Source organism: Streptomyces sp. NL15-2K (assembly GCF_030551255.1).
In the GTDB taxonomy this organism is placed as follows: Bacteria; Actinomycetota; Actinomycetes; order Streptomycetales; family Streptomycetaceae; genus Streptomyces.
This window is the reverse complement of record NZ_CP130630.1, coordinates 2,120,700-2,135,331: the sequence shown is the minus strand read 5'-3', so window position 1 is coordinate 2,135,331 and position 14,632 is coordinate 2,120,700. Positions and strand designations below refer to the sequence as shown.

The 14,632-nt window shown below is 70.9% G+C and carries 12 protein-coding genes and 1 pseudogene; 12 read left to right on the top strand and 1 reads right to left on the bottom strand.

Annotated features, from left to right (window positions below):
* Positions 1-105 precede the first annotated feature (105 nt).
* Together Q4V64_RS09035 and Q4V64_RS09030 are read left to right on the top strand one after the other, a co-directional pair.
* Complete coding sequence (locus Q4V64_RS09035) at positions 106-525, top strand: YciI family protein (protein ID WP_124443812.1); 420 nt, start codon at positions 106-108, stop codon at positions 523-525.
* Positions 522-1,667 (top strand): DUF6596 domain-containing protein, encoded by a 1,146-nt coding sequence (locus Q4V64_RS09030; protein WP_124443913.1) that lies wholly within the window; start codon positions 522-524, stop codon positions 1,665-1,667. The genes Q4V64_RS09035 and Q4V64_RS09030 overlap by 4 nt, the downstream gene beginning before the upstream one ends.
* Here the strand turns inward: Q4V64_RS09030 and Q4V64_RS09025 are convergent.
* Positions 1,645-3,807, bottom strand: a complete 2,163-nt coding sequence (locus Q4V64_RS09025; RefSeq protein WP_124443813.1) for an MMPL family transporter — start codon at positions 3,805-3,807, stop codon at positions 1,645-1,647. The two genes, Q4V64_RS09030 and Q4V64_RS09025, sit on opposite strands and share 23 nt — an antisense overlap.
* A 160-nt stretch (positions 3,808-3,967) precedes the next feature.
* On the opposite strand from Q4V64_RS09025, the gene rpe reads away from it, so the two are divergent.
* From rpe to Q4V64_RS08975, 10 genes and pseudogenes are all read left to right on the top strand, one after another.
* Positions 3,968-4,654 carry a ribulose-phosphate 3-epimerase gene (gene rpe, locus Q4V64_RS09020; protein WP_124443814.1) on the top strand — a complete coding sequence of 229 codons (687 nt, stop codon included), beginning with the start codon at positions 3,968-3,970 and terminating at the stop codon, positions 4,652-4,654.
* Positions 4,655-4,732: 78 nt separating this feature from the next.
* Positions 4,733-5,776: a sugar-binding domain-containing protein gene (locus tag Q4V64_RS09015; RefSeq protein ID WP_124443815.1), complete on the top strand. Its 1,044-nt coding sequence runs from the start codon at positions 4,733-4,735 to the stop codon at positions 5,774-5,776.
* A 68-nt stretch (positions 5,777-5,844) separates the two neighbouring features.
* Positions 5,845-6,147, top strand: coding sequence for a barstar family protein (locus Q4V64_RS09010; protein WP_124443816.1), 303 nt, complete (start codon positions 5,845-5,847; stop codon positions 6,145-6,147).
* Between the two features lie 196 nt (positions 6,148-6,343).
* A complete protein-coding gene (locus Q4V64_RS09005) occupies positions 6,344-7,783 on the top strand; it encodes a GuaB1 family IMP dehydrogenase-related protein (protein WP_172629484.1) in 1,440 nt (479 codons plus the stop codon).
* Between the two features lie 87 nt (positions 7,784-7,870).
* Positions 7,871-8,368 (top strand): GNAT family N-acetyltransferase, encoded by a 498-nt coding sequence (locus tag Q4V64_RS09000; protein ID WP_124443818.1) that lies wholly within the window; start codon positions 7,871-7,873, stop codon positions 8,366-8,368.
* A 249-nt stretch (positions 8,369-8,617) separates the two neighbouring features.
* Positions 8,618-10,093, top strand: a pseudogene (locus Q4V64_RS08995) (amino acid permease).
* A 50-nt stretch (positions 10,094-10,143) separates the two neighbouring features.
* Complete coding sequence (locus tag Q4V64_RS08990; RefSeq protein WP_124443819.1) at positions 10,144-10,596, top strand: Lrp/AsnC family transcriptional regulator; 453 nt, start codon at positions 10,144-10,146, stop codon at positions 10,594-10,596.
* A 121-nt stretch (positions 10,597-10,717) separates the two neighbouring features.
* Positions 10,718-11,881 carry an MFS transporter gene (locus tag Q4V64_RS08985; protein ID WP_124443820.1) on the top strand — a complete coding sequence of 388 codons (1,164 nt, stop codon included), beginning with the start codon at positions 10,718-10,720 and terminating at the stop codon, positions 11,879-11,881.
* A gap of 188 nt (positions 11,882-12,069) precedes the next feature.
* Positions 12,070-12,858 (top strand): carbon-nitrogen hydrolase family protein, encoded by a 789-nt coding sequence (locus Q4V64_RS08980; protein WP_124443821.1) that lies wholly within the window; start codon positions 12,070-12,072, stop codon positions 12,856-12,858.
* Positions 12,859-12,910: 52 nt separating this feature from the next.
* A complete protein-coding gene (locus tag Q4V64_RS08975; protein ID WP_124443822.1) occupies positions 12,911-14,611 on the top strand; it encodes an NAD(P)/FAD-dependent oxidoreductase in 1,701 nt (566 codons plus the stop codon).
* Positions 14,612-14,632 lie beyond the last annotated feature (21 nt).

Sequence of the window (14,632 nt, the reverse complement as noted above, 5' to 3'; positions counted from 1 at the left end):
AGCCCCGAAAAATAATTCGGCCGACGATGTCGAGAACCCGTGGCCGGCTCCGTCCCCGCTGTGAACGCGACCACAATGGGTCGCATCAGCACCGAGGAGAACATCATGGCCAAGTACCTGCTGCTCAAGCACTACCGAGGCGCCCCGGCCGCGGTCAACGACGTGCCCATGGACCAGTGGACGCCGGAAGAGATCACGGCCCACGTGCAGTACATGAACGACTTCGCGGCCCGGCTGGAGAAGACCGGCGAGTTCGTCGACAGTCAGGCGCTCGCCCCCGAGGGGACGTTCGTCCGGTACGACGGCGAGGGGCGCCCGCCGGTCACCGACGGCCCGTTCGCCGAGACCAAGGACCTCATCGCCGGCTGGATGGTGATCGACGTCGACAGCTACGAGCGCGCCGTCGAGCTGGCCGGGGAACTGTCGGCCGCCCCCGGAGCGGGTGGGAAGCCGATCCACGAGTGGCTCGAACTGCGCCCGTTCTACGGCCTCTCGCCCACCATCACGGAGTGCTCCTTCAAGTGAACGAGGTCCTGCTCCGCAGCCTCACGCCGAGCGTGCTCGCCATCCTCGTCCGCCGCGGAGCCGACTTCGCGGCGGCCGAGGACGCCGTGCAGGACGCGTTGGTCGAGGCGATCCGCGTCTGGCCGGCCGACCCGCCGCGGGATGCGAAGGGCTGGCTGGTCACCGTGGCCTGGCGCAAGTTCCTCGACGCGACCCGCGCGGACACCGCCCGCCGCCGGCGTGAGGACCTCGTCGACGAGGAGCCGGCACCCGGTCCCGCGCCCGCGGTGGACGACACGCTCCAGCTCTACTTCCTGTGCGCCCACCCGTCGCTGACGCCGTCGTCCGCGGTCGCGCTCACGTTGCGCGCCGTCGGCGGGCTGACCACCCGCCAGATCGCCCAGGCCTACCTGGTGCCCGAGGCGACCATGGCGCAGCGCATCAGCCGGGCCAAGCGCACCGTCTCCGGCGTGCGGTTCGACCAGCCCGGCGATGTCGCCACCGTGTTGCGCGTCCTCTACCTGGTCTTCAACGAGGGCTACTCCGGCGACGTCGACCTCGCCGCCGAGGCCATCCGGCTCACCCGGCAGCTCGCGGCCGCGATCGACCACCCCGAGGTGGCGGGGCTGCTCGCCCTCATGCTGCTCCACCACGCCCGGCGCGCCGCCCGGACCGCCCCCGACGGCAGCCTGGTGCCGCTCGCCGAACAGGACCGCGGCCGGTGGGACACCAAGTCGATCGCCGAGGGCGTCGGGATCCTGCAGGCGGCCCTCGCCCGCGACCGGCTGGGCGAGTTCCAGGCCCAGGCCGCCATCGCGGCACTCCACGCCGACTCGCCCACCGCCGAGGAGACCGACTGGGTGCAGATCGTCGAGTGGTACGACGAGCTCGCCCGCCTGACCGACAACCCGGTCGTCCGGCTCAACCGCGCGGTGGCCGTCGGCGAGGCCGACGGACCGCGCGCCGGTCTGGCAGCCCTCGCGGAGCTGGACGACGCACTGCCCCGCCACACCGCGGTGGCCGCGTACCTCCACGAGCGCGACGGCGACCTGGCGACGGCGGCACGGCTGTACGCCGAGGCGGCCCAGAAGGCACCCAACCTCGCCGAGCGCGCCCACCTGACACGCCAGGCCGCCCGGCTCAACGCCCGCCGGAGTCTCTGACGGGGCGCTGAGCACCTGCATCCGGCTCGGCGACCGCCGGTGCCCCGCTGTCCTCGCGGGCCAGCCGGTGCGGCCACCACACCTTCGGGCCGACGTCCAGGAACAGGGACGTGACCAGCACCGACCGCACGATGAACGTGTCCAGCAGCACGCCGAGCGCCACCGCGAAGCCGATCTCCGCGAAGGCGACCATCGGGAGCGTGCCGAGGGCGGCGAAGGTGCCGGCCAGGACCAGACCGGCGGAGGTGATGACCGAGCCCGTCGCCGCCAGGCCCGTCACCACGCCGGGGCGGGTGCCCTGGTGGGCCGCCTCCTCGCGGATGCGGGTGGTCAGGAAGATGTTGTAGTCGATGCCCAGGGCGACCAGGAAGACGAAGACGAACAGCGGGAAGTCCGTCGACTCGCCCGCGTAGTCGAACAGATGGCGGAACGCCAGCGCGCTGATGCCGAGCGCGGCCGCGAACGACAGGATCACCGTCCCGATCAGCAGCAGCGGGGCGATCAGGGCGCGCAGCAGCACGCACAGGATCAGCAGGACGACCACCAGCACCAACGGGATGATCAGTATGTTGTCGTGCGTGGTCGCCTCGTCCATGTCCAGGAGCGCCGCCGTACCGCCGCCCACCTGGGCGTCGGCGTCCGGCACCGCGTGCACGGCGTCCCGCACCCGCTCCACGGTCTGTTTCGCGGCCTCGCTGTCGGCCGGGTCGGTCATCGTCGCCTCGAACAGCACCTTGCCCTCGAAGGACGGTTTGGTGCCCGGCGGCAGGCCGAGCGACTCGGGGACGACGCCGCGGGTATCGGCGACCGCCCGGCCCACCTGCTGGGCCTGCGCCTGGTCGCTGATGACGACCAGCGGATCGCCGCTGCCCGCCGGGAAGTACCGCGCGGACACCTCCTGGCCGACGATCGAGTCCGGCTTGCCGGTGAACGCGTCCGCGTTGCTGATGCCCTCCGCGCGCAACTGGATCAGGCCGAGCGAGCAGACCGCCAGCACCACCGCCGTGACGCCCCAGACCATACGGGGGCGGCCCGCCATACGTCGGCCCATACGGGCCCAGACGCCCCGGTCGGCCGGGTTCGGCGTGCCGAGGTGCGGGATCACCGGCCAGAAGATCCAGCGGCCGAAGATCACCAGAAGGGCCGGGAACAGCGTCATCATCGCCAGCAGGGCGACCGCCACGCCGATCGCCGCCACCGGGCCGAGGCCGCGCGTCGAGTTCATCTCGGCCACCAGCAGCACCAGCATGCTCAGCACGACCGTCGCGCCGGAGGCGAGGACCGCCGGGCCCGCTCGGTGCAGGGCCAGCGCCATCGCCTCGTGCCGGTCCTCGTGGCGGCGCAGCTCTTCCCGGTAGCGGGCGACGAGCAACAGCGCGTAGTCCGTGCCCGCGCCGAAGACGAGGACCGTGAGGATGCCCGCGCTCTGGCCGTTGACCGTCAGGCCCGCGTGTTCCGCCAGCAGGTAGATCAGGGCCTGTGAGGTGAACAGAGCGACGATCACGGCGAGCAGGGGGACCAGGATCAGGGAGGGGCTGCGATAGGTGAGCAGCAGCATCACGATGACGACGGCCATCGCTGAGATCAGCAGGGTCGAATCGATTCCCTCGAACGCCTCGGAGAAGTCCGCGGAGGTGCCGCCCGGGCCCGTGATGTGCACGGCGAGTCCGCCCCCGCCCTCGCCGACGTCGTCGCGGATGGAGTCGACCGCGGGCGCGATCCTCTCCCAGCCCTTCTCGTCCATCGCGATCGGGACGAGGATCTGGGCCGCGCGCGGATCGGTCTGCCGGTCGAAGACCGGGCCCCGGGTCTCGGCACCGAGGATGCCGTGGTCGCGCAGCTGCTCGAGCTGCGCCACGTCCTCGGTGATGGCCGCCCGGTCCTGCGCCGTCAGCCCGCTCTCACGGGCATAGACGACGACCGCGGGGATCTGCTCGGGTCTGAAGTCCTCGGAGATCTCCAGGACTTGGGTCGACTCGGCCGAGCCGGGCAGCCAGGAGGCCGCGTCGTTGTCCTGGGCGTCGGTCAGCTTCTGGGCGAAGGGCGCGGCCAGAAACAGCACCGCGACCCACAACACCAGCACCAGCCACTTCGCCCGCCGGCCGCAGACCAGGTGCGCGATACCTCGGTTACTCGTCATGGAGACCTCCGCACCAACGCCCGAAAGGGGCGAGGGGCTGAGTCGATATGCGGCTCCGCCGCGTGGCGCGACCAGCCACACACAACCCGCAGCCGGACCGAACCGCAAGCCCTCTGAGCCCCCCACCGCTCAAGGCCGGCGCAGCGCATACTCTTGGGTCATGGCCGTGCAGATCAACCCCAGCATCCTGTCCGCCGACTTCGCACGTCTCGCGGACGAGGCGAAGGCGGTCGAAGGAGCCGACTGGCTCCACGTCGACGTCATGGACAACCATTTCGTCCCGAACCTCACGCTCGGTGTGCCGGTCGTAGAGGCGCTGGCCCGTGCGACGGACACTGCGCTGGACTGCCATCTGATGATCGAGGCCCCCGATCGGTGGGCGCCCCAGTACGTAGAAGCGGGGGCCGGTTCCGTCACCTTCCATGTCGAGGCGGCCGCCGCTCCCGTACGGCTCGCCCGGGAGATCCGGGCCAAGGGCGCCCGCGCCTCCATGGCGCTCAAGCCCGCGACGCCCATCGAGCCGTACGAGGACCTGCTCCCCGAACTCGACATGGTGCTGATCATGACCGTCGAGCCGGGCTTCGGGGGCCAGGCGTTTCTCGACATCATGCTTCCGAAGATTCGCCGCACCCGCGAGTTGATCAGCAAGCACGGACTTGAGCTGTGGCTCCAGGTCGACGGCGGAGTCGCGGCGTCCACCATCGAGCGCTGCGCGGACGCCGGAGCCGACGTATTCGTCGCGGGATCGGCCGTGTACGGGGCATCGGACCCGGCCGAGGCGGTACGTGCACTGCGCAACCAGGCGGAGGCGACGACGGCCAAGGCGAGCTGGGCGTGCGACCACTGACCGACGAGAACGTGAACGGCTCCCATCAGGGCTGATCAACAGCGCCGGATCTGCGAGGATGAACGGCGAATCCAGAGTGTGAACAGCAGTGAGGAGATCGCCGTGTCGGGTATGTCGGCTGGCCGGTCAGCCATGCGGATGGGACCCGCTGAGCTGGTGCAGGCGGCGGCCATGGCCCGCCGCTTCTACCTCGAGGGCAAGTCCAAGATCCAGATCGCGGAGGAGTTCGGCGTCAGCCGCTTCAAGGTGGCCCGGGTCCTGGAGACCGCCCTCGAACGGGACCTCGTACGCATCGAGATCCGTGTGCCGGCCGAGCTGGACGCCGAGCGCTCCGACGCGCTCCGCGCCCGCTACGGCCTCAGGCATGCCGTCGTGGTCGAGTCTCCGGCCGAGGCCGAGCAGACGCCCGACCCCGAGAACCTGGGAGAAGTGGCCGCCGACCTGCTCGGCGAGCTCGTGAACGAAGGTGACGTACTGGGCCTGGCCTGGGGCCGGTCCACCATCCACATGGCGGCGGCCCTGGACCGGCTGCCGCCGTGCACGGTGGTGCAGCTGACGGGCGTGTACGACGCCGGGACCGCCGAGCGCGGCTCGGTCGAGGCCGTCCGCCGGGCCGCACAGGTCTCCGGCGGCGACGCCCACCCCATCTACGCGCCGATGCTGCTGCCGGACGTGGCGACCGCGCAGGCGCTGCGCCACCAGACCGGGATCGCCCGGGCCTTCGAGTACTTCGACAAGGTCACGGTCGCCTGTGTCTCCATCGGCTCCTGGGAGCCGGGCATCTCCACGGTGCACGACATGCTCAGCGACGAGGAACGCTCGCACTACGCCTCGCTCGGCGTCGCGGCCGAGATGTCCGCGCACCTCTTCGACGCCGAGGGGCGCCGGGTGGGACGGGACCTGGGCGAGCGGTGCATCACCGTCAAGGCCGACCAGCTCCGCCGTATCCCCGAGGTCGTCGCGATCGCGGGCGGCCAGCGGAAGGCGGCGGCGATCGACGCGGTGCTGCGGTCCGGGCTCGTCACCAGCCTCGTCACCGACACGTCGGCGGCGGACGCTCTGATGACAGTGGGGCCGACGCCGAGGCCCGCGCTCAACAGGGCCGACCCGGACGGGCCCTGACGGAAGGTCATCCACCGCACCGACGTCACCACGACTCGTTCAGGGCAGCACTGAAGGGCGGTACCGAGATGACGGAACGTGTGGTCGCGCTGGACCTCGACGGGGTCACGGACAGGGCGGGCCTGATGGACCGCTGCGCCCGCGCCCTGTCGTTGCCGGACTGGTTCGGCCGCAACTGGGACGCGCTGGCCGACAGCCTCACCGACCACACCGTCTGGCCCGGGGACGCCGTCGAGAAGGGGCTGCTGGTCGTCGTACGGAACTGGCGGCCCTACGCGAAGGCCCGCCCGGACGAGTGGGACGTGGCGCAGGAGGTGTTCGCCGAGGCGGCCGGCCGCGAGCCGCTGCTCCAGGTGGCGCTGGCACTGTGACCAGCCGCAGCCGCAGCCGCAGCTGCGGCGGCCGTCCGGATCCGGCTCCTGGAGGTTCCTCCGAAAACCCCTCTGACCTGCCTGGATGATCCGCCCGGGCATCGCATTCCGGCCGCCATGGGACAATGAAGTACGTGCTCTTCCCCCTGGCTGACCTGTCCGGGGGCCACCTCTGATCGACTGGGATGTGCAGCACGTGCGTTTCCTCAATGACATCCAGCCCGCATACGACCTGACGTACGACGACGTCTTCATGGTCCCCAGCCGCAGCGCGGTCGGCTCGCGGCAGGACGTGGACCTCAGCTCCCCGGACGGTACGGGCACCACGATCCCGCTGGTCGTCGCCAACATGACCGCCATCGCCGGGCGCCGTATGGCCGAGACCGTGGCCCGGCGCGGTGGACTCGTCGTCATACCGCAGGACATCCCGATCGACGTCGTCACCGAGGTCATCTCCTGGGTGAAGAGCCGCCACCTCGTGCTGGACACCCCGATCGTGCTGGCCCCGCACCAGACCGTCGCCGACGCGCTGTCCCTGCTGCCGAAGCGTGCGCACAACGCCGGTGTGGTCGTCGACGAGGAGCAGCGGCCGGTCGGTGTCGTCACCGACCGGGACCTCAGCGGCGTCGACCGCTTCACCCAGCTCGAAGTGGTCATGTCCAAGGACCTGCTGCTGATAGACGCCGACATCGACCCGCGCGAGGCCTTCAACCGGCTGGACCACGCCAACCGTCGCTACGCGCCGGCCGTGGACAAGGACGGCCGTCTCGCCGGCATCCTCACCCGCAAGGGCGCCCTGCGCGCCACGCTCTACACGCCGGCCACCGACGCGCGGGGCAGGCTGCGGATCGCCGCCGCCGTCGGCATCAACGGCGACGCCGCGGGCAAGGCCAAGCAACTGCTGGACGCGGGCGTCGACACGCTCGTCATCGACACGGCGCACGGCCACCAGGAGTCGATGCTCAGCACGGTCAAGCTGGTGCGCGATCTCGACCCGCGGGTCCCGATCGTCGCCGGCAACATCGTCGCCGCCGAAGGCGTCAGGGATCTGGTCGAGGCGGGCGCGGACATCATCAAGGTCGGTGTCGGTCCCGGCGCCATGTGCACCACCCGCATGATGACCGGCGTCGGCCGGCCGCAGTTCTCCGCGGTCCTGGAGTGCGCGGCCGAGGCGAAGAAGTACGGCAAGCACGTGTGGGCCGACGGCGGTGTCCGCCACCCGCGCGATGTGGCCATGGCGCTCGCGGCCGGTGCGTCCAACGTGATGATCGGGTCCTGGTTCGCGGGCACGTACGAGTCCCCGGGCGACCTCCAGCAGGACGCCGACGGGCGCCTGTACAAGGAGTCGTTCGGGATGGCCTCCGCGCGTGCCGTGGCCAACCGTACGTCGGAGGAGTCGGCGTACGACCGTGCCCGCAAGGCGCTGTTCGAGGAGGGCATCTCCACCTCCCGCATGTTCCTCGACCCGTCCCGCCCGGGCGTCGAGGACCTGATCGACGCGATCATCGCGGGCGTCCGCTCCTCCTGCACCTACTCCGGCGCCGGCTCCCTGGAGGAGTTCGCCGACAAGGCCGTCGTCGGCATCCAGAGCGCCGCCGGTTACGCCGAGGGCAAGCCGCTGCACGCCAGCTGGTGACGCGACTGGCTTTCGTACGGCCCCCGTTGACCCGTGCGCCGGGAAAATCGGGGGCCGTCGGCATGTCCCGGGCTCTACCGTTCGGGCATGGACATCGCCGTCTGCCGGGCAGAGGACCTGGACGTACTGGAGCGCTGCATGCCGTCGCACAGCGTCGACGGCCACCACGCCGCTCGCTTCGCACGGCAGGAGGCCGGTGACAGCAGCTATCTCGTCCCGTGGCTGGAGGGGCGTCCCGTCGGGCACGCGGAGGTCCGCTGGACCGGCTGCGAAGCGCCCGAGGTGCGGGCTGTCCACCCTGGTTGCCCGGAGATCAACGGCCTGTTCGTCTGGCCCGCGTCGCTCCGCTCCCAGGGGATCGGCGCGTCGCTGATCCGCACCGCCGAGCGACTGGCCCAGGAGCGCGGCATCGAGAGCATGGGGCTCGGTGTCGGCGACGACAACCCGCGGGCGGCCGCCCTCTACGCACGGCTCGGGTACCGGCCCACGGTGGGCTACGTCGACCGCTGGGCGTACCTGGACGCCGAGGGCGTACGGCAGGAGCGGGCCGATTCGTGTCTGTTCCTGGTCAAGGCCCTGCGCTGATCAGCCCGTACGAGCGGTCCGGTACGCAACGCTCGAAAGCCGCCGTGCAACGAAGACCCGCCCACCCGCGAGGAACGCAACGATCTTGCGGCGGAGCGCAAGGTTGCTGCATTACACGGGCAACGCTTTCCACCGTAGGGTCATGCGCTGTACGTGGCGTGGCGGGGACCCCGCTCGGTGGGTCCCTGTACGCGCAGGGGTGCCGCCGGTTCCCGCCGCCCTGAGAGGCAGCGACGAAGGAGTCAGCGCGTGCTCGACCAAGGCGCACCCCGGGACCACCGCAACCGGGCAGCCCCCGCGTCCCCGGGCGCCGGTGCGCGTCTCATGCGCCGCAAGCCCGTGGAAGGCCTGGTCGCCGAGGGTGGCCAGGGCGAGGGAGGCAGGCTGCGCCGCACCCTCGGGCTGTGGCAGCTGACCATGATCAGCATCGGTGCCACCCTCGGCACCGGCATCTTCGTCGTCCTCGGCGAGGCCGTCCCCAAGGCCGGCCCGGCCGTCACCCTCTCCTTCGTGATCGCCGGTCTCACCGCGCTCTTCTCGGCCCTGTCCTACGCCGAGCTGGCGGGCACCATCCCGGTCGCCGGATCCTCGTACTCGTACGCATACGCAACGATGGGCGAACTGATCGCCTGGATCTGCGGCTGGTGCCTGGTTCTGGAGTACGGCGTCTCGGTCGCCGCCGTGGCCGTCGGCTGGGGCGAGTACCTGAACGAGATGCTCGACGGCACCCTCGGCGTCACCATCCCCGCCGCGCTTTCCGCCCCGCCCGGCGACGGCGGCGTCTTCAACCTGCCGGCGCTCATCGTCGTACTCCTGGCCATGGGCTTCCTGCTCGGCGGCGCCCGCGAGTCGGCCCGCGCCAACACGGCCATGGTCATCGTGAAGATCGCCGCGCTGGTGCTGTTCTGCGCGATCGGCGTCCAGGGCTTCCGCTCCGGCAACTACGAGAACTTCATGCCGCTCGGCGTGGCGGGCGTCAGCGCCGCCGGTGCCACGCTCTTCTTCTCCTACATCGGCTTCGACGCGGCCTCCACCGCCGGCGAGGAGGCCAAGAACGCGCAGCGCGACCTGCCGCGCGCGATCATGCTGTCGCTCGTCATCGTGACGGCCCTGTACGTCCTCGTCGCCGCCGTCGCCGTCGGCGCGAAGCCCTGAGAGAACTTCACCGACTCCGAGGCCGCCCTCGCCCAGATCATGCGCGAGGTCACCGGGCAGACCTTCTGGGGCACCCTGCTGGCCTTCTGCGCGGTCATCGCCATCGCGAGCGTCGTCCTGACCGTGCTGTACGGCCAGACCCGCATCCTCTTCGCCATGTCCCGGGACGGCCTGGTGCCCAAGGTGTTCTCCCGCGTCCACCCGAAGACCGGGGCGCCGCGCGCCAACACGCTGATCGTGTCCCTGTTCTGCGGTGTCCTCGCCGCGGCCGTCCCGCTCGGCCAACTCGCCGACGCGACCAGCATCGGCACGCTGTTCGCCTTCGCGCTGGTCAATGTCGCGGTCGTGGTGCTGCGCCGGACGCGGCCCGACATGCCCCGCACCTTCCGGGTGCCGCTGTCGCCGGTCCTGCCCGCCCTCGGCTTCGCCTTCTGCGTCTGGATGATGGGCAGCCTGTCCGCCGTCACGTGGGTGGTCTTCGGGGTCTGGATGGCCGTCGGGCTCGTGTTCTACTTCGTGTACGGCTATCGCCGCTCCCGACTCGCGACACCTCTCACCACCGACGCGTAACGCTGAACACCTGAACACCTGAGACACACCTGAGAAGTGATCCACCCACCGTGCTGAACGATCTCGACGAACGCATAGTGCACGCCCTCGCCGAGGACGCCCGCCGCTCCTACGCGGACATCGGGCAGCTGGTCGGCCTCTCCGCGCCCGCCGTGAAACGGCGCGTGGACCGGCTGCGCGCCACCGGCGCCATCACCGGCTTCACCGTGCGGGTGGACCCGGCGGCCCTCGGCTGGGAGACCGAGGGTTTCGTCGAGATCTACTGCCGAGGCAACACCTCGCCGGAGACCATCCAGCGGGGCCTGGAGCGCTACCAGGAGATCGTGGCCGCGTCGACCGTCACCGGCGACGCGGACGCGATCGTCCAGGTCTTCGCCTCCGACATGCGCCACTTCGAACGCGTCCTGGAGCGGATCGCGGGGGAGCCGTTCGTGGAACGGACCAAGTCCGTGCTCGTGCTGTCGCCGCTGTTGCGCCGCTTCTCGTCGGGCTCGCCCACGTAGAGCGGCGGCCGCCCCTCCGCAGCGGCGGTCGTCCGCGTAACGCGGTGGCCGGATGTGCCGGACGCGTCCTAACATCGGTGCCATGACCCGTCGACATTGACCCACCACCCGTGACACCGGCCTGCGGTGGCTGACGGCCACGCTGTACGGCTACGCGTTCCTCGACGACTTCGTCCTGCTCTACCCCGTGTACGCGCTGCTGTTCAGCGACACCGGTCTGTCCGTCGGACAGATCTCCTCCCTCTTCGCCCTGTGGTCGATCACCGGCGTGCTGCTGGAGGTCCCCTCCGGCGCCTGGGCCGACGCCGTCTCCCGGCGGCTGCTGCTGTGGATCGGGCCGCTGCTCACCGCGGCCGGCTTCGCCCTGTGGGTGATCGTCCCGTCGTACTGGGCCTTCGCGGTCGGCTTCGTCCTGTGGGGAACGGGCGGAGCCCTCGCCTCCGGCGCGCTGGAGGCGCTGGTCTACGACGAACTGGACCACCTCGGCGCCGCCGACCGGTACGCGCGTGTCATGGGCCGCACCCGGGCGGCGCGGTCGGTGGCCACGATGGCGTCGGTGGGACTCGCCGGCCCGGTCTTCGCTCTGGGCGGCTACCGGGCTGTTGGGGCGGCGAGCGTGCTGGCCTGCCTGCTGGCCGCGGCGATCGCGACCCGGTTCCCGGAACACCGGGTGCCCCAGGTGTCCGGGGACGACGGCTGGGCCGCGACCCTACGGACCGGCCTCGCCGAAGCCCGCGCGGACCGGTCCGTACGCGGCGCCCTCCTGCTCGTCCCGGCCGTCGGCGCGGTGTGGGGCGCCCTCGACGAATACACGCCCCTGCTGGTCCGCGACCTCGGCGTGGCGGAGCAGACGGTTCCCTATCTGATCCTGCTGATCTGGGCGGGAGCCACGTCCGGCAGCCTGCTGGCCGGAGCGGCCGAACGCCTCGGCACGGTCGGACTCGCCGTCCTGCTCACCGGCGGCGCGCTCGCCCTGGCCGCGGGCGCCGTGGCGCGAACACCGGCCGGCGTCGGTCTGGTGGCCCTCGCCTTCGGCGCCTTCCAACTGGCGGACGTGCTCGCGGACGTCCGGCTCCAGCACCGCATCGACGACACCCGCCGGGCCACCCTGACCTCCGTCGCGGGCCTGGGCACCGACCTGGGCACGATCGCCGTGTACGGCGCCTACGGGATCCTCGGCACGACGGCGTCCCACGGCACGCTCTTCGCGCTGTTCGCGATGCCGTACCTGGTGACGGCGTTGGTACTGGTGGGCGGTGCTCGGGCCGCGAAGGCGCAGCTCTGACGCGGCCGGCGCCCGCCTGCGGAGGGGCGTCTGCGCAACGAATCGCCGCCCGGCCCGAAGCGCACGCAACGATCAGTGCACCGGCGCGCAACGGCTCCTTCTTGTCCGCCCGAGCCCGCCGCCCGTACCGTCTATGTGGCCCCTCCAGCCACTCTTCCGCCCACGCTTCCGCCCGGTGAGGAACACGCATGCGCACCGCCCTGCTCCAGAGCTCCGGCCTCCCCGGCTCGACCGTCGAGAACCTCAAGGTCCTCGACGAGGCCGCGGGCCGGGCCGCCGCTGCGGGCGCCGGGCTCCTGGTGGCGCCGGAGATGTTCCTCACCGGGTACGCGATCGGCGGCGACATCGGCCGCCTCGCCGAGCCCGCCGACGGCGAGGCCGCGGACGCGATCGCCGAGACGGCCACCCGGCACGGCCTCGCGATCGCCTACGGCTACCCGGAGCGGGCCGCCGGCCAGGTCTTCAACTCCGCCCAGCTGATCTCCGCCGACGGCACCCGCCTCGCCAACTACCGCAAGACCCACCTCTTCGGCTGCTTCGAGCGCGAGCACTACACGCCGGGCGGACAGGCCGTCGTACAGGCCGAGTTGAACGGTCTCCGGGTCGGCCTGATGATCTGCTACGACGTCGAGTTCCCGGAGAACGTCCGCGCCCACGCCCTGGCCGGCACCGACCTCCTCCTGGTGCCGACCGCGCAGATGCACCCGTTCCAGTTCGTCGCCGAGTCCGTCGTGCCGGTGCGCGCCTTCGAGAACCAGATGTACATCGCGTACGTCAATCGGATCGGCCGGGAGGGGGAGTTCGACTTCGTCGGGCTCTCCACCCTCGCCGGGCCCGACGGAGTCGCCCGCACCCGGGCAGGCCGCGGCGACGAGCTGCTCCTCGCGGATGTCGACCCCGCGTTCCTGGCCGCCTCCCGCGAGGCGAACCCGTACCTGGAGGACCGGCGTCCCGGCCTCTACCGGTCCCTCGTCTGACGATCCCGAGATCCGACCCCCGCCGTACCTTTGCGCAAGGAGTCCGTACCCCATGACGTCCACCGTGCCCAACGCCGTCGAGCACGCAGACGAGCAGCAGCCGCCGATCACCATGTTCGGCCCGGACTTCCCCTACGCGTACGACGACTTCCTCGCCCACCCGGCCGGCCTCGGGCAGATACCCGCGGCCGGGCACGGCACGGAGGTCGCGGTCATCGGTGGCGGTCTGTCCGGCATCGTGGCCGCGTACGAGCTGATGAAGATGGGCCTCAAGCCGGTCGTGTACGAGGCCGACCGGATCGGCGGACGACTGCGCACCGTCGGTTTCGACGGCCCCGACACCGAGGGCCTCACCGCCGAGATGGGCGCGATGCGCTTCCCACCGTCCTCCACGGCGCTTCAGCACTACATCGACCTCGTGGGGCTCGAGACCCGGCCCTTTCCCAACCCCCTTGCGGAAGCGACCCCTTCCACCGTCGTCGATCTCAAGGGCGAGTCCCACTACGCCGAGACGATCGACGACCTGCCACAGGTCTACCGGGACGTGGCGAACGCCTGGAACCGCTGCCTCGAAGAGGGCGCCGACTTCTCCGACATGAACCGGGCCGTGCGCGAGCGGGACGTGCCGCGCATCCGCGAGATCTGGGGGAGGCTCGTCGAGAAGCTCGACAACCAGACCTTCTACGGCTTCCTCTGCGACTCCGATGCCTTCAAGTCCTTCCGGCACCGCGAGATCTTCGGCCAGGTCGGCTTCGGCACCGGCGGCTGGGACACCGACTTCCCCAACTCCATCCTGGAGATCCTGCGCGTCGTCTACACCGAGGCCGACGACCACCACCGCGGCATCGTCGGCGGCTCCCAGCAACTGCCGCTGCGCCTGTGGGAGCGGGAGCCGGAGAAGATCGTGCACTGGGCCTACGGCACGTCCCTGAAGTCCCTGCACGACAACGGCGAGCCCCGCCCCGCCGTGACCCGGCTGCACCGCACCGCCGGCAACCGGATCACGGTGACCGACGCGAACGGCGACATCCGCACCTACCAGGCGGTGATCTTCACCGCCCAGTCCTGGATGCTGCTCTCCAAGATCGCCTGCGACGACTCGCTCTTCCCGATCGACCACTGGACGGCGATCGAGCGGACCCACTACATGGAGAGCTCCAAGCTCTTCGTCCCCGTCGACCGGCCGTTCTGGCTGGACAAGGACGAGCTCACCGGCCGGGACGTCATGTCGATGACCCTCACCGACCGTATGACGCGCGGTACTTACCTGCTCGACGACGGCCCCGACAAGCCCGCCGTCATCTGCCTCTCCTACACCTGGTGCGACGACAGCCTGAAGTGGCTGCCGCTGTCCGCGAACGAGCGGATGGAGGTCATGCTGAAGTCGCTCGGCGAGATCTATCCGAAGGTCGACGTCAGGAAGCACATCATCGGCAACCCGGTGACGGTCTCCTGGGAGAACGAGCCCTACTTCATGGGCGCGTTCAAGGCCAACCTGCCCGGCCACTACCGCTACCAGCGGCGTCTGTTCACCCACTTCATGCAGGACCGGCTGCCCGAGGACAAGCGGGGCGTCTTCCTGGCCGGCGACGACATCTCCTGGACGGCCGGCTGGGCCGAGGGCGCCGTACAGACCGCACTGAACGCGGTCTGGGGTGTCATGCACCACTTCGGCGGCACGACAGACCCGACGAACCCCGGCCCGGGCGACGTGTACGACGAGATCGCGCCGGTCGAGCTGCCGGAGGACTGAGCCGGAAGGGACACGCTGCCG